Annotated in this window: 19 protein-coding genes; 7 read left to right on the top strand and 12 right to left on the bottom strand. The window is 63.8% G+C overall.

The genetic code is table 11. From position 1 onward, the window contains the following. Nucleotides 1–182 precede the first annotated feature (182 nt). Complete coding sequence (locus QQW98_RS10085; protein WP_290134813.1) at nt 183–395, top strand: hypothetical protein; 213 nt, start codon at nt 183–185, stop codon at nt 393–395. Nucleotides 396–840: 445 nt separating this feature from the next. Next, nucleotides 841–3168, top strand: a complete 2328-nt coding sequence (locus tag QQW98_RS10090) for a transferrin-binding protein-like solute binding protein (protein ID WP_290134814.1) — start codon at nt 841–843, stop codon at nt 3166–3168. Between the two features lie 36 nt (nt 3169–3204). On the opposite strand, the gene QQW98_RS10095 is transcribed toward QQW98_RS10090, so the two are convergent. Beyond that, on the bottom strand, nt 3205–3732 hold the full coding sequence (locus QQW98_RS10095) for a hypothetical protein (RefSeq protein ID WP_290134815.1): 528 nt from the start codon (nt 3730–3732) through the stop codon (nt 3205–3207). 198 nt (nt 3733–3930) lie between these two features. On the opposite strand from QQW98_RS10095, the gene uvrA reads away from it, so the two are divergent. Then, nucleotides 3931–6924, top strand: a complete 2994-nt coding sequence (gene uvrA, locus QQW98_RS10100) for an excinuclease ABC subunit UvrA (protein WP_290134816.1) — start codon at nt 3931–3933, stop codon at nt 6922–6924. Nucleotides 6925–7253: 329 nt separating this feature from the next. On the opposite strand, the gene QQW98_RS10105 is transcribed toward uvrA, so the two are convergent. Then, a complete protein-coding gene (locus tag QQW98_RS10105; RefSeq protein ID WP_290134817.1) occupies nt 7254–8972 on the bottom strand; it encodes a hypothetical protein in 1719 nt (572 codons plus the stop codon). Nucleotides 8973–9809: 837 nt separating this feature from the next. On the opposite strand from QQW98_RS10105, the gene QQW98_RS10115 reads away from it, so the two are divergent. Next, nucleotides 9810–10862, top strand: coding sequence for a hypothetical protein (locus QQW98_RS10115; protein WP_290134819.1), 1053 nt, complete (start codon nt 9810–9812; stop codon nt 10860–10862). On the opposite strand, the gene QQW98_RS10120 is transcribed toward QQW98_RS10115, so the two are convergent. From QQW98_RS10120 to QQW98_RS10130, 3 genes are all read right to left on the bottom strand, one after another. Beyond that, nucleotides 10824–11342: a septal ring lytic transglycosylase RlpA family protein gene (locus tag QQW98_RS10120; RefSeq protein ID WP_290134820.1), complete on the bottom strand. Its 519-nt coding sequence runs from the start codon at nt 11340–11342 to the stop codon at nt 10824–10826. The genes QQW98_RS10115 and QQW98_RS10120 overlap by 39 nt on opposite strands. 910 nt (nt 11343–12252) lie before the next feature. Next, nucleotides 12253–13485: an argininosuccinate synthase gene (locus tag QQW98_RS10125; protein ID WP_290134821.1), complete on the bottom strand. Its 1233-nt coding sequence runs from the start codon at nt 13483–13485 to the stop codon at nt 12253–12255. A gap of 79 nt (nt 13486–13564) precedes the next feature. Beyond that, nucleotides 13565–14098, bottom strand: a complete 534-nt coding sequence (locus QQW98_RS10130) for a hypothetical protein (RefSeq protein ID WP_290134822.1) — start codon at nt 14096–14098, stop codon at nt 13565–13567. A gap of 74 nt (nt 14099–14172) precedes the next feature. Between QQW98_RS10130 and QQW98_RS10135 the strand changes: the two genes are divergently transcribed. The 3 genes from QQW98_RS10135 to glpD are packed head-to-tail and all read left to right on the top strand — an operon-like array spanning nt 14173 to nt 16295. Next, a complete protein-coding gene (locus QQW98_RS10135) occupies nt 14173–14616 on the top strand; it encodes a DUF1801 domain-containing protein (RefSeq protein WP_290134823.1) in 444 nt (147 codons plus the stop codon). A 48-nt stretch (nt 14617–14664) separates the two neighbouring features. Next, the gene (locus QQW98_RS10140; protein WP_290134824.1) at nt 14665–14799 is read left to right on the top strand and encodes a hypothetical protein; all 135 of its coding nucleotides are present in this window, start codon (nt 14665–14667) and stop codon (nt 14797–14799) included. After that, nucleotides 14796–16295, top strand: coding sequence for a glycerol-3-phosphate dehydrogenase (glpD, locus tag QQW98_RS10145; protein ID WP_290134825.1), 1500 nt, complete (start codon nt 14796–14798; stop codon nt 16293–16295). Before QQW98_RS10140 ends, glpD begins: the two co-directional genes overlap by 4 nt. A 3-nt stretch (nt 16296–16298) precedes the next feature. Here glpD and QQW98_RS10150 read toward each other — a convergent pair whose 3' ends face one another. From QQW98_RS10150 to rlmN, 7 genes are all read right to left on the bottom strand, one after another. Continuing rightward, nucleotides 16299–16589 (bottom strand): hypothetical protein, encoded by a 291-nt coding sequence (locus tag QQW98_RS10150; RefSeq protein ID WP_290134826.1) that lies wholly within the window; start codon nt 16587–16589, stop codon nt 16299–16301. 67 nt (nt 16590–16656) lie between these two features. After that, a complete protein-coding gene (locus QQW98_RS10155) occupies nt 16657–17397 on the bottom strand; it encodes a molybdopterin-dependent oxidoreductase (RefSeq protein ID WP_290134827.1) in 741 nt (246 codons plus the stop codon). Beyond that, on the bottom strand, nt 17394–18068 hold the full coding sequence (locus QQW98_RS10160; protein WP_290134828.1) for a cytochrome b/b6 domain-containing protein: 675 nt from the start codon (nt 18066–18068) through the stop codon (nt 17394–17396). The genes QQW98_RS10155 and QQW98_RS10160 overlap by 4 nt, the downstream gene beginning before the upstream one ends. Further along, nucleotides 18065–18826 (bottom strand): SDR family oxidoreductase, encoded by a 762-nt coding sequence (locus tag QQW98_RS10165; protein WP_290134829.1) that lies wholly within the window; start codon nt 18824–18826, stop codon nt 18065–18067. The genes QQW98_RS10160 and QQW98_RS10165 overlap by 4 nt, the downstream gene beginning before the upstream one ends. A 168-nt stretch (nt 18827–18994) precedes the next feature. Beyond that, a complete protein-coding gene (locus QQW98_RS10170; protein ID WP_290134830.1) occupies nt 18995–19648 on the bottom strand; it encodes an MOSC domain-containing protein in 654 nt (217 codons plus the stop codon). After that, complete coding sequence (locus QQW98_RS10175; protein ID WP_290134831.1) at nt 19645–20247, bottom strand: class I SAM-dependent methyltransferase; 603 nt, start codon at nt 20245–20247, stop codon at nt 19645–19647. The genes QQW98_RS10170 and QQW98_RS10175 overlap by 4 nt, the downstream gene beginning before the upstream one ends. Further along, nucleotides 20244–21500, bottom strand: coding sequence for a 23S rRNA (adenine(2503)-C(2))-methyltransferase RlmN (rlmN, locus tag QQW98_RS10180; RefSeq protein ID WP_290134832.1), 1257 nt, complete (start codon nt 21498–21500; stop codon nt 20244–20246). Before rlmN ends, QQW98_RS10175 begins: the two co-directional genes overlap by 4 nt. Between the last annotated feature and the right edge of the window lie 124 nt (nt 21501–21624).

Below are 21624 nucleotides of genomic sequence, written 5' to 3' on the forward strand. Positions count from 1 at the left end.
TCGCTCAGCCTCCCCCGGCAACGCGAATTCGGACGTCCAGTTGCAGGACATCCAGATCGCTTACGATCCTTCGGACGGCCGCTACACCGTCAGACGGGGCGATGTGACGAGCGAATTCCGCAACGCCCCGTTGCTGGATTCGACGACGCCGAACGTCATCGTCGCCGAGTTCATCAATAATATTGCCGGCGGGCACGATCGGCACCCTGTCGGGCAACGAATTGCAGGAAGCGCAGCTTCTCGCGGCGGGCAATCCCGTCGGCACGATCTTCGGCTTCGTGTTCGGTCCGGGCGCAGCCGAGGTGGGCGGCGGCTTCTCGATCGACATCGAGGATTCCTCGCGCCCCGGCCACCAGCTCGACCTGAAGGGGATCTGGGTCGGCAAGAAGGACTGAAGTCACGGCGCGGTGGCGGGGTAGTGCTCCGCCGCCGCACGTGCATTTTGTCTATTCCCGAGTCCTTTAAAGCGTAGTATTTGCAAGTCGTCGCCCGTGTCGATGGGACGTTGCGGTGTCGACTGGGGGATACGCTTTCATCATGTCCAAGTTTCGTCTGGCCGCGCAGGCCTCGATCTGCGCCGTAACCATGGTCCTGTCCGCTTGCGGCGGTGGTGGCGGAGGGGTGGGCAGCACGCCGCGCCCGCCTAGCCCGTCGCCGAGCCCCAGTCCTTCGCCGAGCCCCAGTCCTTCGCCGAGCCCCAGTCCGAGCCCGTCTCCGAGCCCGAGTCCTTCGCCCACGCCATCGCCAAGCCCGACCCCTACACCTTCGCCCACGCCGCCGCCGACCTCGCTCGACGGCCTCAACCAGTCCGTAAGTTTCCAGGGCACCGCGCGCAGCGGGGTGGGGACTTATCCCAAGTCCGGCGCAACGCCGACCTTTGCCCTGCGCCAGGGTGCAGCCAGCCTCGCCTTCGACGCGGCAAGCGGATCATGGACGATCACCGCCAACGGCAAGACGCTGACCTTCACCTCCGCCGATTTCGATGCGAGCCAGAGCAATTCCTCGATCGCGACGTACCGCAAGGGGGATGGCACCACGACCGACTTCCTCAGCATCACGCGCGACGGGCAGAGCGGCAATTTCACCTATAAATACGTCGGCAGCGCCTTCTGGCAGCGGATCGTCGACGGCACGAACAGCGTGGAAGGAAGTTTCGACGCTTTCGTCTTCGGCTTCCCCACCGCCAACACGGCGATCCCCACCGGCGGGGCGTTCTACGACATCACCGTCACCGGCGCGCTCGGCCTGCAGGACAACCTGTATGGCTACACCGGGGAGGGCGAAATGATCGTCGACTTCGGCAACGGCGGCCTGTTCTTCGATGCGTTGATTCCGGACAGCGCAAACGGCCCGGCCACCTTGCAAGGCAGCGGCCGGATCACCAGCGGCGTGAACGAATTTTTCGGAACGCTCGCCCTCATATCCTCCGAAAACTTTGCCGGCACCTTCAGCGGCCAGTTCTTCGGGCCGAGTGCGCAGGAAGTGGGCGCGACCTACCAGGCGCAGCGGGCAAGCGACGGTGCCATCACGGTCGGCACGATCATGGGCCGTTCCACCGGCGCGGGCGGTGGCAACACCAGCTTCGCAAACCTGACCAGCGGTCAGTTTTTCAACGGCGAGGCGCGCTATGTCGAGTTCGACGCCAACGGAAAGAGCGGCCCTGCCACCATCACCGGCAGCGGCGAGGCGGACTTCCGCGTCGGCTACACGACCCAGCAGGGCGGCCTCTACCACTTCTTCCGCCCGCAGCGCACGGTCGCCAAGTTCATGCCCGATGACAGCGGTCCGCAAACCCTTATCCAGGCATATGCCGGAAGCTTCCAGTCCGACAGTTCCCAGGGCTGGCTGCAGTATGGCTACATGGATTACATCTCGCCCGGGCGGTGGGTGTACAAGGACGGCGACAATTACCGCTTCGACGAATTCATCTTCGGCTTCGACACCAGCGCCGCCAACCTGCCTACGGGCGAAGCGGGCTACCGTGTCGACCTCGGCGGCACGGCCTTCCTGAGTGGGCAGACTCCGTTCGCGCTGACCGGGCAGGGTTCCATCGCGGTCGATTTCGCAAGCGGTATGCTCAACGGCAGCGGCGCCATTCGCAATTACGATACGTTTGCGACCATCGGCACCTGGAACGGGTCCGGCGCCATCGGATCGGGGACGAGCGATTTTGCCGGTGCCTGGAACGTGACCGGTGAGAACGGCGCGCCCGACATGACAGGAGACTGGTCCGGCGGCCTCTTCGGTCCGGCAGCAGAGGAAATCGGCGCGACCTACAGCGCGTCGGCCGCCGACGGCTCGCGGATCGCCGGCGTCATCTACGGTGACCGTGACGATGGCGTCATCGCCGCCGGAACGCCGCTGGCCGATCTAACCACCAGGACCACTTTCGATCTCTCGCCGACTGCCACGCGGGAAGATCGCGGCGGTGGCGAATATTCGCTTTCGCGGGGCTCGACGCTGGTAACCTACGACCCCGCGACGGACACCTACTCCATCGCGAAAGACCCCAATGCGGGGAATTTCGGGTACGATTCCATGGATGTCCAGTTCTCGGAAACCCGCCGTGTCGATGCGGAAAGCAGCGACAGCTATATCGTCTACCGCAAGAACGGAGACGAACTGCGGGTGCTGAATTTCCGCAGCGACAATCCCGTCATCGATCTCACCTACGTCACTTTTGCCGAAGTCACGCAGCGCACAACGGACTTCGGCGGCAACGCGTTGACCAATCGCTACTGGTCGGTCTGGGGTGACCGCACACCCGATGGCAACATGCCGCGGTCCGGTTCCGCAAGTTACAGCGGCGTGGTGGCCGGGGGCGGTTACGTACAGAACTATTCCAACGATGCCCGCATTTACGGCACGCTCGATATGACGGTGCGCTTCGGCGATTCGTCGTTCCTCGCCTCCATGGGGCTGGTCGCGGCCGATCGCGACGGGACGCTTGCCAATATGCAACTGGGTACCTTCGATTTCGAAGGCAACTTGTTCAATGCGCAGTTCAGCGGAGCGCGCAACGACACCGAATATTCCTATTCGATCGACGGCTGGTTCTATGGTCCGGCCGCCGACGAATTGGGCGGTGCATTCGACCTACGCCGCGACAACGCGACCGACCTGCCCGGGATCGACATCAACGGCGTGTTCGTCGGCGAGCGCAACTGACCTGCGCCGTGCGTCCGTTTGCGGGTGGCCTTGGGGTCAGTCGCAGCGGACGAAGCGGCGGACCGGATCGGTGCGGGAAGTGCGGTAGCGCACCGCTCTATCGCCCTCCAGCGCCAGGTAAATGACCTGCGGCGTGCGCTGGTCGCCATAGGTGTCGAGATAATCGATGGCGATGGAATTGCCGTCCACCTCCACGCGTCGCACCGGGCCGCCGTTCTCGAAATACTGCACGCGGTCGGCCGTCACATCCACATTCTGGAACGTGGGCTCGTAATCGTAGTCTTCGGCGCAGGCCTGCCGGTCGGGCGCGAAGGTACCGCGGAAGCGGGCGGGGACGGTGGTGAGTGTGCCGGTCTTTCCGGCATCGACCGCCGCCGGGCTGTCCGACACAGTTGCGGTCTTGGCAGACGGGCCGTCGTTACCCGGATCGCCCTTGGTATCCCGGGTGTCATCGGCGGCGATGCTGTCGCCATTCCCGTCCGTGGCCGCAGCTTGGTCGCCGGAGCATGCGGCGACAAGAGCGAAGACAGCGATGATGAAGGTGCTGGATATGGGGCGTGCCATAGTGCCAGAACCGAGGCCAGCATCGTCGGTTCCGTTGTATGGCGGCGCAACCTTAGCGCTCGTGAAGTGAGGAAGCGCCGCCACCAAGTTGTTTTTCCCTTCCGAAATCCCACATGTCCGGAACGCCTTTCGCGCTGGTCCGCTCATCGGGCAGGGCCGCGCTTGACACACTCGAACATAACCGGAACATAGCCGCATATGGCACTTACCAAGATCTCCGTGCGGGGCGCCCGCGAGCATAATCTCAAGGGCGTCGATATCGACCTGCCGCGCGATGCGCTGATCGTGATCACCGGCCTGTCGGGCTCGGGCAAGAGCTCGCTCGCCTTCGACACGATCTATGCCGAAGGGCAGCGGCGCTATGTCGAGAGCCTGTCCGCCTACGCGCGCCAGTTCCTGGAGATGATGCAGAAGCCCGATGTGGAGCATATCGACGGGCTTTCGCCGGCCATCTCGATCGAGCAGAAGACGACCAGCCGCAATCCGCGCTCGACCGTGGCGACCGTCACCGAGATTTACGACTACATGCGCCTGCTGTGGGCGCGGGTGGGCGTGCCCTATTCGCCTGCCACGGGCGAGCCGATCGAGGCGCAGACCGTCTCCAACATGGTCGACCGGGTTATGGCATTGCCCGAAGGCACGCGGCTCTACCTGCTCGCGCCGGTCGTGCGCGGGCGCAAGGGCGAATACCGTCGCGAGCTGGCCGAATGGCAGAAGGCCGGCTTCACGCGCGTGAGGATCGACGGCGAATTCTACGCCATCGAGGAAGCGCCCGCGCTCGACAAGAAGTTCAAGCACGACATCGAGGTGGTGGTGGACCGGCTGGCGGTAAAGGAAGGGCTGGAAACGCGCCTCGCCGACAGTTTCGAAACCGCGCTGAAGCTGGCCGAAGGGCTGGCCTATGTCGATCTGGCGGATACGACGGTGGCCGCGCTGGGTGCCGGTCCTTCGACCGGCTCAGGACGAGCGGAACCTGGCGCCACATCCGCTCAGCCTGAGCCTGTCGAAGGCCTTGGCAAAACCTCCGGGATGAAAGGCACCGGGCTGCCCGCGAACCGCATCGTCTTTTCCGAGAAATTCGCCTGCCCGGTAAGCGGCTTTACCATCGAGGAGGTCGAGCCGCGCCTGTTCTCGTTCAACGCGCCGCAGGGGGCCTGCCCCACGTGCGACGGGATCGGCGAGAAGCAGCTTTTCGACCCCCAGCTGGTCGTGCCGAACGAGATGCTGACGCTGAAGAAAGGCGCGGTCGTGCCGTGGGCGAAGAGCAATCCGCCGTCGCCCTATTACATGCAGGTGCTCGGCAGCCTGGCGAAGGAATACGGCTTCGACCTCACCACGCCGTGGCAGGACCTTGACCCGGAACATCGCGACGTCATCCTGCACGGCACGAAGGGCAAGCGCGTGCCGCTCACCTTCAAGGACGGGCGCAAGCAGTACACGGTCAACAAGCCGTTCGAAGGCGTGATCGGCAATCTCAACCGCCGCATGCTGCAGACCGAAAGCGCGTGGATGCGCGAGGAGCTGTCGAAGTACCAGACCGCGCAGCCGTGCGAGACTTGCGGCGGCAAGCGCCTCAACGAAAAGGCGCTGTCGGTGAAGATCCCGGGGCCTTCCGGCGTCACCGACATCGCCACGCCCACGAAGATGAGCGTCGCCGATGCGAAGGCGTGGTTCCTCGGGCTGGAGGCGCACCTGACCGACCAGCAGCAGCAGATCGCCCGCGCGATCCTGAAGGAAATCAACGAGCGGCTGGGCTTTCTCGACAATGTCGGGCTCGATTACCTCAACCTCGACCGGACCAGCGGTACGCTGTCCGGCGGGGAGAGCCAGCGCATCCGCCTCGCCAGCCAGATCGGCAGCGGGCTCTCGGGCGTGCTCTACGTGCTCGACGAACCGAGCATCGGCCTCCACCAGCGCGACAACGACCGGCTGCTGGAGACGCTCAAACGCCTGCGCGACCTCGGCAACACGGTGATCGTGGTGGAGCATGACGAAGACGCGATCCGCACCGCCGACCACGTGGTCGACCTCGGCCCCGGCGCGGGTGTGCGCGGGGGCGAGGTGGTGGCGCAGGGCACGCTGAAGCAGGTGCTGCGAAGCAAGAAGAGCCTGACCGCGGACTACCTCACCGGCCGGCGGGAGATCGCCATCCCGGCCACCCGCCGCAAGGGTAACGGCCACAGCCTCACCGTGCACGGCGCACGGGCGAACAACCTCAAGGACGTGACCGCCTCCATCCCGCTCGGCACGTTCACCTGCGTCACCGGCGTGTCGGGCAGCGGCAAGTCGAGCTTCACCATCGACACGCTCTACGCCTCGGCCGCGCGCACGCTCAACAACGCGCGGGTCATCGCGGGCGCGCACGACAAGGTCACCGGCCTCGAATATTGCGACAAGGTGATCGAGATCGACCAGTCGCCCATCGGCCGCACGCCGCGCAGCAACCCGGCGACCTACACCGGCGCCTTCACCCAGATCCGCGACTGGTTCGCCGGCCTGCCGGAAAGCCAGGCGCGCGGGTACAAGCCCGGCCGCTTCAGCTTCAATGTGAAGGGCGGCCGGTGCGAGGCGTGCCAGGGCGACGGGCTGATTAAGATCGAGATGCACTTCCTGCCCGACGTCTACGTCACGTGCGAGGAATGCCACGGCAAACGCTACAACCGCGAAACGCTGGAGGTGAAGTTCAAGGGCCACTCCATCGCCGACGTGCTCGACATGACGATCGAGGATGCGGAAACCTTCTTCAAGGCCGTGCCCCCCATCCGCGACAAGATGCACATGCTGAACGAGGTCGGCCTCGGCTACGTCAAGGTAGGTCAGCAGGCGACCACGCTGTCGGGCGGGGAGGCGCAGCGGGTGAAGCTGGCGAAGGAGCTGTCGAAGCGCAGCACCGGGCAGACGCTCTACATCCTCGACGAGCCGACCACGGGCCTGCATTTCGAGGATGTCCGCAAGCTCCTCGAAGTGCTGCAGCGGCTGGTCGACCAGGGCAATTCTGTCATCGTCATCGAGCACAATCTGGATGTCATCAAGACGGCGGATTACATTCTCGACCTTGGCCCGGAAGGCGGGGTCAGGGGCGGGGAGGTGGTCGCGGCGGGGACACCGGAAGAGGTGGTCGAGGAGCCGCGCAGCTTCACCGGCCAGTACCTTCGCCCGCTACTGAACCGCCGGGCGGAAGCGGCCGAATGACGATGGCCCCGGAACGGGGATCGGGGTGGTGGTGATCGAACACTGCCAGCCTGCCCCCGCGAAGGCGGGGGTGATCAAGGTGGCCGACCACATCCTCGACCTCGGCCCCGGAGTCGAAGACGGCGCGCCGCGCCACCGCGCCACCGCGGCGTGCGCGGCGGTGAGATCGTGGCGCGGGGCACGCCGGGGGAGGTGGCGGGGGTGAGCGGGAGTTATACGGGGGCTTATTTGAAGCCTATGCTGGAGCGAGCGCGGGAGGCTGCTGGCTAATTGAGCACTGATCTCAAGTCATTATAACCGAATGAACGTTCAGTTTAAGTCAAGAGGAGCTACTGCATTACTTTCGATGGCTCGATGATCGTCATATTTAGGACCTTATTCAGGCGCTTTCTCGTGATCTCGGATTTCGGAGCTTTTCGGAGTCCGTCAATGACCTTTCGGAGCCACGCTGCCGCGAATTTCCGAATCTCAGGATACGGTGATTGATCGTATCGCCCCCTAAGCGCGTACAGGATTTCAAATTGTGTTTCGGCGTTTTCAGCTAAAATTGCCGTCACAAATGTTTTCGGGTCGAGAATATGCATGAACGGTCGAGAGTACACATTGTCGCCCCGCTCACCTTGCAAGATGATCGCTCGGAACATATCCACATCGAAATTGGCGGCGAGAAAAATGTCTTCTAGTTCAGCTTTAATGCTTACGTCCCTCCACTCATCGGATCGCTTTCTGAAGTAAGAATAAAGCCGCTTGAAGCCCGGTTCGTTGGCGTTGGTAAAGCCGAGGCCATGTGCCGCCCCATGCCGAAATCCACCGAGGTAGTCATTTTCTAACAGGGGAAGGGTGGAAGACGCTAAGAGGTCGTCGAGATATTCTGCGCATGATTTTTCGATATCGGCCTTTTCCATCGCTAAGAGGCCAAGGTTTCTCATCTCATAGAGAAGCCCGAACACATGCAGTATTTCGCCTGCGTCCGTATACTTCCGTTTGTCGAACTTCTTCATCATCCGGTCGAAAGACGACTTAATCACGTCGTCATCTTGATGAAGGTAATACCAGAGGTTACGCCATTCAGGGTTTGACTCTGGATCACTGCGACCTTTGATATCACCCAGCGTTCGTCTCAAAAATTCTGAAGCCTCGCGCCCCTCGCACAGCTTGGCGACAAGGAAATCATTGTCGATATCGGAGGTTAAGAGATCGACATTGGTATAGTATTGATCAAATTTCTCAACACCTTCAGGCTCAAAATCCTCTTTGCTTTTAAGAAAGGCTCTAGTGAAAGAATCAGGCTGTCGACGCTCAATATCCTCCTTCGTAATATCACCCTTACGAAAATGGTAGGCTAAAAGGAAAAAGGGAAAATAAACTCCTGACAAGTGAGGGTCGGAAATCCCTGAAGATTGACATTCTTGAAATACACTTTCTGCATCTTCCAACGCGTTCTCGATGATGCGAAGATTTCTCAATTCGCCTTCACGGAAGATCTCAAGAAATCTTAGCTTATTTTCCATTACGAAGAGATCGTAATCTGATCCCGCCTGCGTTAACTTTGAAAGGACCGATCTGTAATCTGGTTCAACCTCAATAGTAAAGCCTACTACTTTTTCCTTTATTTGTGCATATCTCTCTTTTTCTAGAACTTCGTCCTCATGACCAATAAGGATAAGATGCTTATCATCGTGTTCGACGAACTCATTTAGGAATCCGAACAATTCTTCAATCGGAATTTTTGAACGCTCGATATCGTCGACAATGATGGTGTTGATCTTGTCTAAATCGAAGAGATCGTCGATTTTTAGGTCGGACTGGACCCTGAAGGCGCCTGCAACAGTTTTTGTCAGACTTCCCAGCGCCCTTAAGGTCTTATCGGCCAAAACTGGATAGGCCGCGAGATATAGCCGCTCGATAAGCGCCCTCGTCGTCGCAACACCATTCGCACTTATACTGAGAACCGACGCTTTTCCCTTAAGATGGTCTCGAACCAAGAATGTCTTGCCGGATCCCCATGCGCCGGAAATGAGAACGGCATACTTGGGTTTTCGCGCCAAGTATCTGTCGAGATACTCCCTGATATGCTGGTTTATATCTTTTGTCACAGCGCAAGAATAAGGACTTTATCGGTTTTTGGAAGCAAACGGCGGAGAAAATTCCTTGAGATGGATCGGGCGTTCCGGGGACAACAAATGAACTGCACCACTTGCTTAGTTCGCCACTGCTCCCCATGTCGCCCTCTTAGCCAGCAGCCGGTTGAGAGCAAGGCTGAGACCCATGCATCATAAGCGAGGCCGAACGCGCAACCGTCGCGGCAGGTGCAGATTGTGCAAGCCGTGGGAGGTCAACGGACTCCGCACCGAGCGCTCCGACGGCGAGCGATTTTCCGATTATCGACGGTGCGTTGCTGTCGAGCAGCGCTGATCCGCCCCGTCGTCCAGTTGTCCTGGATCCGCAAACTCGGGTTGGGGGCGCACCAAGTTTCCTTGGCCTCGTCGATGGCAGTGAACCAGATCAAGTGATGCACCGCCCCATAATCGACCACCTCCAGCGCCAGCGTCTTTCCGCGGCCCAGCAAGGGTTGAGATGCACCCGCCCATTTTCCTACACGCCCCCATCCGCCTAGATAGTCCGGTTCCCTCCCACTCCCTCAGGAGCGAACCATGGACTTTTCCCGTACCGACGTAACGCCGCACATCATCGATCATCCCGACTTTGCCGGGCTCACCGCTGGCGAGGCCAGTGATCCGGTCGGCCTGCCGATCTCTGGGCCGGTCGCCGATCCAATGGAGGGCGGGGCGGGCGGGCCTTGTGGGGGCTTCTCCGGGGTGGAGGGGGACTCTCGCTTGCCGGGGGAGGTCCCGGCTTTCGCCGGGACTCAGGAGGCCTCTCGCTTGCCTACTGAGGTCCCCGCCTGCGCGGGGACTCGCGCGGGGATTCGCGCGGGGACTCACACGGACAGATCGCGCCACACCGTCTTTACCCCGCGGGCGAAGGGGGAATTCCTCCAGTCGTTGCAGCTGTTCGGCAATGTCCGCGTGGCGTGCCGGGTCGCGCGGATCTCTGCGCAGACGGCCTATCGGGCGCGCCGGGCTTCCCCCGTGCTCGCGCGGCTGTGGGATGCGGCGCTGCTCGCCGCGCGGGCCCATGCGGAGGCCACGCTGGCGGACCGCGCCATCAACGGGGTGGAGGAAGCGGTGTTCTATCACGGCGAGGAGGTCGCGCGGCGGCGGCGGTTCGACAGCCGCCTGCTGCTCGCCCACCTGGCGCGGCTCGACCGGCTGGAGGAGCGGCCCGAGGTCGCAGGCGCGCTCGACCTGCTCGACGATGCGATCGCGGCGCTTGCGCGCGGCGGGGAGGCGGAGGATGCGCTGCCGCCGGCGCGGGTGGCGCAGCTGTTGCGGCCGGGTTCTCCGCAGAAGGGTGTTCCACCTGTTCCATCGGAAAGGGTTGGCGCGGGCGCGGCTCCTACACCGGTCCAACAGGTGACGGCGGACGATGTGGCGCCGCCGTGCACCTGCCCCGCGGCGCGCGCGGGCGTGGACAACGGGCGGCCGCATTACCGCATGACGGGGGCGGGGCCGACGCCGGTGACGAACATGGGAGACGGGCACTCGCCGTGCTGCGAGCGGCCGGACTTCCCCGAGTGCCGGGATTGCCCGCACTTCTCCGCCCTCTCGCGCCTGTATGGTGAGATGGACGAGGCGCGGCCGGAGGGGGCGCCGACCATGGAGGAGCTCGCCGAGCTGGCGGGGGAGGGCGGCTATGCCGAGGTGGAGGCCTGCCAGCTCCAGGCGTACGAGGACGGGTTCACGGACTGGTGGCGCGTGGGCGCGGACTTCGCGCTGTACACCCGCGAGGAGGACGGGACGCTGGTGGAGGTGGAGGAGACGCCGCCCTCGGAAACGCTAGTCGAGGACCTCGAGGCTGACGGTGCCGGTGCCTGAGCGGATCAGGCCGAGCTCGCCCGCGGCGGCGCGGCTGACGTCGATCACGCGGTTGCCGTGGAAGGGGCCGCGGTCGTTGATGCGCACGATCACGCTGGCGCCGGTCCGCGTGTTGGTCACGCGCACGCGGGTGCCGAAGGGCAGGGTGCGGTGCGCGGCGGTCATGGCGTTCATGTTGAATGCCTCCCCGCTGGCCGTGCGGCGGCCGTGGAAGCGCCGACCGTAGTAGCTGGCGCGGCCGCCGGCGATGGCGGTTGCGGCGGGGACTGCCTCGATCGGCGGCTCGATGGTCTCGAGGTCGACGGCATGCTCGGGAATGGCGACCGGCTCCGCGGCGGGGGCGGGGACGGAGCCGAAGGCGGCGTCGAAGCCGGCAGTGGCAGCGGTGTCGACCAGCGCGGCAGGCTCCTCCGCCAGCGCGACCTCGGCCTGGGTGAGCGGAGCCACCAGCGCGAAGGCTGCGGCAGATAGTGCGGTCATGCGTAGTGTGGTGCGCAACATGTTGTGCCCCTCCGTCAGGTTTCGGCGCTCATACAGGAGCCGCGCGAATGCGGAATGCGCGGAGTCGACGAACGGTGAGGGGACTGCGGCAGGACGAGCGAATATGGCGATTTCGCGGCAACTTTGGCCGCTTTCGGGCGAAGAATCGGTCCCAATTGCCGCTTCCGGAAGATGGGAATGGCGGGCAGGGGCACAAAGAAAATGGGGCCGGCATTGCTGCCGACCCCACTCTCGCCGTCGCGTGGCATTGGTCCGAAGACCGATGACTTGGCTACCGGCGTCCTGCTGCAATCCCGGGGGGGATATGCGGCATTATCGCTGGCGCTCGCGCCGGCATCCGGTTCCGTCAGGCGGTGGTTCCGGCGTTGCGAAGCGAGTTCGCGCTGCCTTCCCCGGTCCGCCCGTCGGTTCCGAGACCGTCCTCCTGGCCCGTCTTGCGCCGGCTTTCCCGTGGTTCCTGCCGAAGCATTCCCCGTGGGTCCGCGTCTTCCGGCGAGGCTTCCTGCGGCCGAAGCCGCCAATCCTCCTCACCATCCGGTCCGGGTCCTCCGCTGCCGAAGCAGCTTCGTTCCGTGGATCGCGCAAGCCGGAAAGTCCGGCCTTCCGATGCGGTTCCGCTGCATTCCCGAAGGTCCGCTGCGAGCTCCCGCATCGTGTCGAAAGTCTTCAACAAATCTCTCGTCACTTCAGATCGTTAGATCGTCCGTTTAGAAGAGGTTCTCGCCCTTTCGACAACTTGAAACTGCGCCGGAAAGGCGATTCTCTCAAGCATTGCAAGGCTGACTTATCCACTTTCCACCGATTCAGCAGTGGACAACTGTGGATAACCATTGTGCGCCTGCGAAGGGCGGGGCGAAACGATCTTGCCGTAGTCAACGGTATTGGGAAATTATCGGGAATCCCGCTTGGCGAGCAGCTTCAGGCGAAGCGCATTGAGATTGATGAAGCCGGCTGCATCCCGCTGGTCGTAGGCACCGGCGTCATCCTCGAACGTCACGTGCGCTTCGGAGTAGAGCGTATCCGCGCTCTTGCGTCCGACCACGTCGGCGTTGCCCTTGTACAGCTTCAGTCGGACCGTGCCATTCACACGCTGCTGCGACAGGTCGATTGCGGCTTGCAGCATCTCCCGTTCGGGGCTGAACCACAGGCCGTTGTAGATAAGCTCCGCGTAACGCGGCATCAGCTCGTCCTTGAGGTGTGCGGCCCCCCGGTCGAGCGTAATCTGCTCGATACCGCGATGCGCCCGAGCATAGATCTCGCCCCCCGGTGTTTCATACATGCCGCGCGATTTCATGCCAACGAAGCGGTTCTCGACGAGGTCGAGCCGGCCGATGCCGTGCTTGCGGCCAAGCTCGTTGAGCGCCTCGAGCAAGGTGGCGGGGCTCATCGCCTCGCCGTTCAGGGCAACCCCGTCGCCTTTCTCGAAATCGATGGTGATGTATTCCGGCTCATCCGGCGCGTCTTCCGGGTTCGCCGTGCGCGAATAGACGTAGTCCGGCGTTTCCTCCCACGGATCCTCCAGCACCTTGCCCTCCGACGAGGTGTGCAGCAGGTTCGCATCGGTCGAGAAGGGGCTCTCGCCGCGCTTGTCCTTCGGCACCGCGATCTGGTGCTTTTCCGCCCAGGCGATGAGAGCGGTGCGGCTGGTAAGGTCCCATTCGCGCCACGGGGCGATGACCTTGATGTCCGGGTCGAGCGCATAAGCGGACAGTTCGAAACGGACCTGGTCGTTGCCTTTGCCCGTGGCGCCGTGAGCGATCGCATCGGCCTCGGTCTCCCGCGCAATTTCGACAAGGCGCTTGGATATCAGCGGGCGGGCGATGCTGGTCCCGAGCAGATAATCGCCTTCGTACCGGGCGTTGGCCCGCATCATCGGGAACACGAAATCGCGCGCGAACTCCTCGCGCAAATCCTCAATGAATATGTGCTTGTCGGGGATGCCCATGGCGCGCGCCTTCTGCCGGGCGGGCTCTACTTCCTCGCCCTGGCCGAGATCGGCGGTGAATGTGACCACTTCCAGCCCGCGTTCCACTTCCAGCCACTTGGCGATGACGGAGGTGTCAAGCCCACCGGAATAGGCGAGGACGACGCGCTTGATGGCGGGGCTGGCGGTATCGGACATTGCATTGCGCTCCATGAAGTCGGCGCGCGGGTATCAGCGCGGCGGGACGGGCGCAAATGTTTCGGGTGAAACCGCCGGCTCAGTCGACCGCGGCGGCGCCCAGTTCGGGGTTCTTTGCGGCGATGTAATTGAGCCAGCTCTTGGGGCGCCGCACATATTCGCGCGGCACGTCCGCCTCCAGCCCGGCAATACGCGCGATGGCCGCGACGAAATGCACGCAGTTGTTGCTGTCGAGCTGGTAGAACTTGCCCGGCATGTCCTCCCACGTGAAGACTTCCGCCTTCATCGCCAGGTAGGTCGCATCGTCGACCGACACAGAAAAGTGGATGTTGCTGGCGGCAATGTATTCTGCCCCCTCGCTATGGACCTCGTGGCGGACCCAACTGGTGAGGACGGCCGGTGTCACGCTCTTCGCGGTGAAACCGAAATTCTCGCTGACATGGGTGCCGGTCGAATCCAGCGTTCCTTCGAAGCTCACGAAAGTGTGGGGGTATCGACCGAAGAGGCTGCCGTTGAAGCTGTGGAAGGTCACCGTCACTTCGGCAGCGGCGGGTATTGCGGAGAGGATCAATCCGAGTGTGGCAGCGAGCAGGGCGAGAAGGCGCGACATCATTCAGCGACAGTCGCAAAGCACAGGCGTGCTGGCAAGCGTTTCGGTCGGCTGCGACATCGTGCTACGCATCGCGCATGTCCGATGCGAAAACACAGCCCACCGATGTCTCGCCTGCAACTTTCATCGAGGCGATCGATCACGAGCGGAAGCGCGAGGAGGCGAAGACGCTGGACGCGCTTTTCCGCAAGGTCACGGGACAGGAGCCGGTGATGTGGGGGCCGTCGATCATCGGCTACGGCGACTATCGCACCACTTACGATAGCGGGCGCGAGGTGCACTGGCTGCGCACCGGGTTCAGTCCGCGAAAAGCGAAACATTCGTTCTATTTCATGGGCGGATATTGCGACGAGGCGACGGGCAAGTTGCGCGATGCACAACTGACGCGGCTGGGCAAGCACACGACTGGCGCGAGCTGCGTGTATGTCAACAAGCTGGCCGATATCGACCTTGACGTGCTGGAGGAGATCATCGCCGAAGACTGGAATACGATGAGCCGCCTCTATCCGTCGGAAGGCTGAATTGCAGCAGAGCGTCCTATACGGAAAGCGATTTGCGCGATGTGCGCGATGACGCTGACGACGGCCGCGCCTAGCGGACGGAATGTCCGCCACTTCCACGGCGCGCTCGCCGTCCTTGGCCTGCAGCTTCGGCTGCCCTATCGCGAGGCCGGCCCGATCTTTCATCTGGAGGCTGCGACGTGAACGAGCAATTTGACCTACTGGTCATAGGCGGCGGCATCAACGGGGCCGGGATCGCCCGCGATGCGGCAGGGCGCGACATGCGCGTGTTGCTGGTGGAGAAAGACGACCTTGCCGGCCATACGTCGTCGGCCAGCACCAAGCTCGTTCACGGCGGGCTGCGCTATCTCGAACACTACGAATTCCGCTTGGTGCGCGAAAGCCTGATCGAACGCGAGCGCCTGTGGGGTCTTGCGCCGCACATCATCTGGCCGCTGCGCTTCGTACTGCCGCATGACAGGGGCCTCAGGCCGAAGTGGATGCTGCGCCTCGGCCTGTTCCTCTACGATCATCTCGGCGGCCGCAAACGCCTGCCGCCGACGCGCAGCATCGACCTGACGCAGCCGCCGCACGGACAGATTCTTCAGGACAGGTTGACGAGGGGCTTCGAGTATTCCGATTGCTGGGTCGAGGATTCGCGCCTCGTCGCGCTCAACGCCGTGGACGCGGCGGCGAAGGGTGCGGATGTGCGAACGCGGACCGAATGCACCGCGCTGGAGCGGGGTAAAAGCGGCTGGACCGCGACGTTGCGTTCAGCCGATGCCGAGACGGCGGTGTCGGCGAAAGTAGTGGTGAATGCTGCCGGCCCGTGGGTCGACAAGGTGCTCGCCCGCGCCGTTCCGGAAGAGCGCCATGCGAACTTGCGGATGGTGAAAGGCAGTCACCTCATCTTCCCACGCCTGTTCGAAGGCGATCACTGCTACATCTTCCAGAACCGCGACGACCGGATCGTGTTTGCCATCCCCTACGAACGTGAATTCACGTTGGTCGGCACGACCGATCTCGGCTTCGACGGCGATCCGCAAGTGGTCGAGATTTCGCGCGAGGAGGCCGATTACATTTGCGCTGCGGTGAACGAGTATCTCGCCGCGCCTGTCAGCCCCGAGCAGGCGGTGTCGAGCTATTCCGGCGTTCGGCCGCTTTACGAAGACAAGTCCGCCAGCAATTCCACGGTCACGCGCGATTACGTGTTCGAACTCGATAGCGAAGGCGGCGCGCCAATCCTGTCGATTTTCGGCGGCAAGATCACGACCTACCGCAAGTTGGCGGAGCATGCGCTGGAGCGATTGTCGGGCGTGATGGCTATACCGGGCGAAGAGTGGACGGCGATGGAGCCGCTGCCGGGCGGGGACATGGTGAAGGGGGACTTCGACGGTTTCATCGCTCACGTCCTCGACCGCTATCCCGCCTTTGCGCCCGAGCATCTCATGCGCCTGGCCCGCGCGTACGGCACCCGCATCGATGCCGTGATCGGCGATGCAGCGCGGCCGGAGGAGATGGGCGAGCACTTCGGTAGCGATCTGTTCGAAGACGAGGTTGCCTACCTCGTCGAGCACGAATTCGCCCGCAGCGCCGAGGACGTGCTGTGGCGGCGGAGCAAGCTCGGCCTCCATCTCGATCCGCCTGCGCAGGCGAGGCTGGCCGACTGGTTCGCACGGCGCGGCCTGACCGAGCGCTAATCGCTAGCGCTTCTTGCCCGCAATCCGGGGCACGATCTGGTCGGTCAGCGGCACCTTGCGCTGCGGCGGGGGCAGGCGGCCCGACATCTCGAACAGCATGTTGCCCAGCAACACGGCCTGCTCCTTGCTGAGCAACAGGCGCGTTTCGACCACTTCGGGCTTGCCGCCGGTGACCTGCTTCGTGTTCTGCAAGCGCACCACCAGGTTCGCCCCGTAATCCTGTGCCGACCACCCCTGCAGCGCACCGAGATCGTCGCAGTGTTGCACCTTGGCAGGGTCGGACGTGTCGCTCATGTAAGCGGTGTGCTGCGCCCCGGCAGATGGCGCAACGGCGCGCTCGGCCCTGCCCCGCGCAGGCACGTCAAATGCCCGCGTACCACTGGTAGCCGGAGCGGTCCTCCCAGTATCCGCCCTTGCCACCCTCGATATCGTCGAGCGAGGCGACCGCTTCGATCCCGGTGAGGTATTTCGCGTGCTTGTAGCCCAGCTGCCGCTCTATCCGCATGCGCAGCGGCGCGCCGTTCTTCTCCGGCAGGTCCTCGCCGTTCAGCCGATGCGCGACGATGGTCTGCGGATGCATCGCATCCACCAGGTCTATGCTCTCGTAGTATCGCCGCCCGCTCAGCGTATCGGCGCAGCGGAACACGATGAAGCGCGCTGCCGGATTCAGGCCGGCCGCTTCCAGCAGCACCGACAGCTGCGGCCCCTGCCATTCGCCGATCGCGCTCCAGCCTTCGACGCAATCGTGCCGCGTGATCTGGGTGCGCTGGGGCAGGCGGCGGATGTTGTCTAGCGTGAGCGACAGCGGCGTGTCGACCAGTCCGCCGACCTCAAGCGTCCAGTCGGGAAAGCCGGCGGCAAGCTGTGCACGGTACTCGGGCGTATCGACCGTGCGCGAGCCGTTGCCACGGAAGTTGTGGTCGATCATGCTCGCAGGATACTCGCGAGCCAGCGCCGTGCGGCGGCCGAGCACGTTGTGCAACCCTTCGTGGAAACCGTCGTTGGCGGCGAACAGGCGCTTCATCGGCGCGCTTTCCTGCACTTTCTTGCACCCGGCGAGGAAACCGGCGGCGAGCACGGCGATGGCGGAGCGGCGCTTCATCGCTCTGCCTCGAGTCTGCCGCCCGTTATCATGTCGCGGATCTGCCCGATGGGGCCGGCCAGGATCACCAACGCCACGTGGAGGACCAAGAAACCGAGCAGCGCAAAGGCGCAGATGAAGTGGATCGACCGCGCGCTCTGCCGCCCGCCCAGAAGGTGGAGGAACACTTCCAGGCTAGCGGACATCGCCGGGCTCATCATCAGGCCGGTTACGATCAGCAGCGGCAGGATGACGAACACCACCACGCCGTAGGTCACTTTCTGCAGGAAGTTGTACTTCGCATCCCCGTGCTCGAAGTTGAGCTTGAGGTGCTGGACGATGTCCTCGCGGATGTTGGACCAGCGCCATTCGCGCGGCCGGGTGGTGAGGTCACGCTGCGCATGGCGATTGACCAGCGACAACACGAGGAAGGCGAGCAGGCCGAAAGCGAAGGGCCAGGCCATCAGCAAGTGCCAGTCGCGCGCGGCGGCAAGGTTGTAGCTACCGGGTATCAGGGCCCAATCCGGGAAGTCGGAGTAGGCCAGCCATTCGGTGCCTTCCTCGAAGCCCGAACTGCCCCAATAGAGCCGGTTGTGCGCGTTCGCGATGTTCAGCCCGCTCATGAACAGGATCACCACGCAGGCAAGGTTGATCCAGTGCCAGATACGGGTCACTGCAGAATGCCGTTTCATGTCCCGGCCCACTCTCGGGCGAGGAAGATGACATCGCGCGGCTGGTCGAGCAAGTGCTGGCCGGAATCCACGAATAGCGTCTGGCCGCTGGCCAGCGTACCGGAGGCGAGGAACAGCGCCGCGTCGGCCACCTCGCTTGCCTCGGTCCGGCGGGCTAGGAGGTTGAGCCGGTGGGAGCGTTCGGTCTCGGCCTCGTCCTGGTCGTGGCTGGCGAGGATGGCTCCGGGTGCAAGGCCGTAGATGCGGTCGGCGTTGCTTTCCGCCGCTTTGGCCAGCATCGGGATCGTGGCGGCGAGCGCGTGCTTGCTCATCGAGTAGCTGAAGAAGTCGGGGTTCGGGTTGGCGAGCTTCTGGTCGGTCACCTGGATCACGGTTCGCGCATCGGCGCGGCTGTGCGCGAGGAAGGCCTGCGCAAGTCGGGCGGGTGCAATGGCGTTGATCCGCATGGCCCGTGCGGCCAGCGCGGGATCGAGCGAGGCCGCGTCGTCATACTCGAACACCGAGGCCGAGTTGACGAGGCACCGCCAGTCCGCGTGCTGCGCGGCCAGTTGCTGCGACAATGCGGCGGCCGCGCCTTCTGCCAGCAAGTCCGCCTGCACCGTGCTTGCTTCGGGCAGGCTGTCGGCCAGTTCCCGCGCGGCACGTTCGGACGTGCGGTAGTGGATGATGACATGCCATCCCGCCGCGCCAAAGGCCCGTGCGATGGCCGCACCGATCCGCCTGGCACCGCCCGTGACGAGGACCGCCGGGCGCGTCATGCGCAAGGCGTTTCCAACCAGATGGAACACATGGAACACGGTCCAGGGCGAAAATGCGCAAAGGCGTTTCGGGCGCGAAAAGTCAGGTCGAAGCTGGGATTGCGCCGGGTCATGGGCCCCTTTCACCACAATGGCGGATTGTAGGAAAGGGGTTGGATCGGGTTCCCGTCAGCTCGCCCCCAGGCCCAGCCGCTTGTCGATGTCGCGCACCAGGCGGTCCGACACGCGCGGCAGGCTGCGCAATTCCTCCAGTTCCGACCGCGATACCTTGTTCTTGCCGTATACGGCGAGGAAGGCGCGGCGCACGGGCCATTGGGCGCTGCCGGTCTCGATCCGTTCAAGATTATCGCCTGCCGATGCGGATCCGCCCTCCAGCACGCGGTAGAACCAGCCGCTGATTCCCGCTTCCACCATCGCGGCAACGATGCCTTTCGTGCCGAGGTGGCGTTCGATCGTGGCGCAGGGCTGGCGCGGCTGGGTCAGCTCGATCAGCGCGCTGCCGAGGCGGAAGCGGTCGCCGATGTGCACCTGCGCCTCGTCGATCATGCCGACGGAAAGGTTTTCGCCCATGCTGCCGGGACCGGCGAGCCGGGGGAGGGAGCCGAAGCGCACGCGTAGCCAGTCGTAATGGGCTCGCGGGAACTGGTGCAGCGCCATTGCCGGATAGCCGTGATGGCGGCGATCCGCCTGCTCGTCTGCGGCAATACCGCGCGAGCCAATTGCGATGCTGCCTTCCAGGGGTTGCTTGGCGATGCCGCTGGGCTTGCCGCGCGGCATGGGGGCAATCCCGCCCGCGCAGATGGCATCGATAGCGACCTTCACGGCTTGCGCACCGCCAGCGCCAGCCAGTCGCGCTGCGTACCGTCGCAGCCCTTGCCGGGATAGCGTTCGGTCTCGACCGCGCGGAAGCCCGCGTGCCCATACTGCCCGACAAGCCATTCAGGCGAGGGGAGGCTGGTCCACCGGCCGAGCAGATCGCGCCCTTCGTCCGGTTGATCCGCATCACCGAGCTTGAAATTGGCGAAATGCCAGCCGCCCGCCGTCAGCGCATGGAATATCCGGCGGAGCGCATCGGGCAGGTCCGCGCGCGTCAGGTGCAGCAGGCTGGCATGGGCCCAGACCGCATCGTAAGCCGCCTCGGCATCGAGCTCGTCGAAGCGCATCTGCCGCGCTTTTAGGCCGAAGCGTTCGCGCGCCTTGCGTACCATCGCCGCCGCGCCGTCCGTCGCGTCGATAGCGAAACCGCGGACGGCCATGCGCGCCGCGTCGCGCCCGACGCCGCAGCCGAGTTCGAGGATGCGCGCACCATCGGGCAGCCGGTCGAGGAACGGGTCGAGATGCCGAACGTGCATCTCGGCCGTGCTGGCGGTGTATCTTGGCGCCTCCCGCTCGTAAAATGCGAGAGTGGCCGGATCGCTCATTCGGCCGCGTGTGCGTGGGCGTCCGCAGCCGCAGCCGCTTCGCGATCCCGCTCCGCGCGGCTCTTCTTTTCCGCCGCCGTCTTCAGCTGGCCGCAGGCGGCGTCGATATCGCGCCCGCGGGGGGTGCGCACCGGGGCGCTGATGCCAGCTTCGAACACGATGTTGCTGAACGATTTGATCCGCTCGGGCGTCGAGCATTCGTAGGCGCTGCCCGGCCACGGGTTGAACGGGATCAGGTTCACTTTCGCCGGCAGGTCGTATTCGCGGATCAGCCGCACAAGTTCGCGCGCATCCTCGTCGCTGTCGTTCTTGTCCTTCAGCATCACGTATTCGAACGTGATGCGCCGCGCGTTCGACGCCTTGGGATAGGCGGCGCAGGCGGCCAGCAGTTCCGGAATGCCGTATTTCCTGTTCAGCGGCACGATCTCGTCGCGGATGTCCTTGGTCACCGCGTGGAGCGACACGGCGAGGTTCACGCCGATCTCGTCGCCGCATTTCTCGATCATCGGGACCACGCCGCTGGTCGACAGGGTGATGCGGCGCTTCGACAGAGCGAGGCCTTCGCCGTCCATCACGATGCGCAGCGCATCGCGGACATTGTCGAAATTGTAGAGCGGTTCGCCCATGCCCATCATCACGATATTCGTCAGCAGCCGGCCGTCGGCGGTGTATTCCGCCTCGTCCGCATCCTCGGACACGTCCATCCGACCTTTCGGCCATTCGCCCAGCGCGTCGCGTGCCAGCATGACCTGGCCCACGATCTCGCCCGGGGTCAGGTTGCGCACCAGCTTCATCGTGCCGGTGTGGCAGAACCGGCAGTTGAGCGTGCAGCCCACCTGGCTCGACACGCACAGGGTGCCGCGATCGGCATCGGGGATGAAGACCATCTCGAAATCGTGGCCGTCGTCGGTCCGCAGCAGCCACTTGCGCGTGCCATCGGTGGAATGCTGCGCCTCGACCACGTTGGGCCGGCCGACGACGAAGCGTTCTGCCAGCCAGGGGCGCATGGTCTTGCCGATGTCCGTCATGACGTCGAAATCGGTCACGCCGCGGTGATAGAGCCAGTGGTAGACCTGCTTCGAACGCAGCTTCGCCTGCCTCGGGTCGAGCCCCGCCTCGGCGAAGATTTCGGCGATCCGCGTGCGCGGCAGTCCCATCAGGTCGATGCGCCCGTCGGTGCGCGGCGTGATTTCGCGCGAAACGGGCACCGGATCGACGGCGCCGGGAATGGTCATGAGGTTCGTATCGGCCATGGGAGCGGCCCATATAGGCGGCGCGACAGGATTTTTCACGGACGAATGCATTTTGCTTGCCGGAGAGGCCCTGCCGTTCGTCGAAAATTTGGGAACCCGATCCTGAATAATCGTTCAAGTCACT

The sequence above is a fragment of the Alteriqipengyuania flavescens genome, assembly GCF_030406725.1.
Classification (GTDB): domain Bacteria; phylum Pseudomonadota; class Alphaproteobacteria; order Sphingomonadales; family Sphingomonadaceae; genus Alteriqipengyuania_B; species Alteriqipengyuania_B flavescens.

Excerpts from the sequence above, each read along its gene's own strand:
- QQW98_RS10130 (WP_290134822.1), bottom strand. The coding sequence starts at position 14,098 with ATGATGTCGCGCCTTCTCGCCCTGCTCGCTGCCACACTCGGATTGATC.
- QQW98_RS10155 (WP_290134827.1), bottom strand. The coding sequence starts at position 17,397 with ATGAAGCGCCGCTCCGCCATCGCCGTGCTCGCCGCCGGTTTCCTCGCC.
- QQW98_RS10095 (WP_290134815.1), bottom strand. The coding sequence starts at position 3,732 with ATGGCACGCCCCATATCCAGCACCTTCATCATCGCTGTCTTCGCTCTT.
- QQW98_RS10125 (WP_290134821.1), bottom strand. The coding sequence starts at position 13,485 with ATGTCCGATACCGCCAGCCCCGCCATCAAGCGCGTCGTCCTCGCCTAT.
- QQW98_RS10150 (WP_290134826.1), bottom strand. The coding sequence starts at position 16,589 with ATGAGCGACACGTCCGACCCTGCCAAGGTGCAACACTGCGACGATCTC.
- QQW98_RS10120 (WP_290134820.1), bottom strand. The coding sequence starts at position 11,342 with ATGACCGCACTATCTGCCGCAGCCTTCGCGCTGGTGGCTCCGCTCACC.
- uvrA (WP_290134816.1), top strand. The coding sequence starts at position 3,931 with ATGGCACTTACCAAGATCTCCGTGCGGGGCGCCCGCGAGCATAATCTC.
- QQW98_RS10135 (WP_290134823.1), top strand. The coding sequence starts at position 14,173 with ATGTCCGATGCGAAAACACAGCCCACCGATGTCTCGCCTGCAACTTTC.
- QQW98_RS10175 (WP_290134831.1), bottom strand. The coding sequence starts at position 20,247 with ATGAGCGATCCGGCCACTCTCGCATTTTACGAGCGGGAGGCGCCAAGA.
- rlmN (WP_290134832.1), bottom strand. The coding sequence starts at position 21,500 with ATGGCCGATACGAACCTCATGACCATTCCCGGCGCCGTCGATCCGGTG.
- QQW98_RS10140 (WP_290134824.1), top strand. The coding sequence starts at position 14,665 with ATGACGCTGACGACGGCCGCGCCTAGCGGACGGAATGTCCGCCACTTC.
- QQW98_RS10160 (WP_290134828.1), bottom strand. The coding sequence starts at position 18,068 with ATGAAACGGCATTCTGCAGTGACCCGTATCTGGCACTGGATCAACCTT.
- QQW98_RS10165 (WP_290134829.1), bottom strand. The coding sequence starts at position 18,826 with ATGACGCGCCCGGCGGTCCTCGTCACGGGCGGTGCCAGGCGGATCGGT.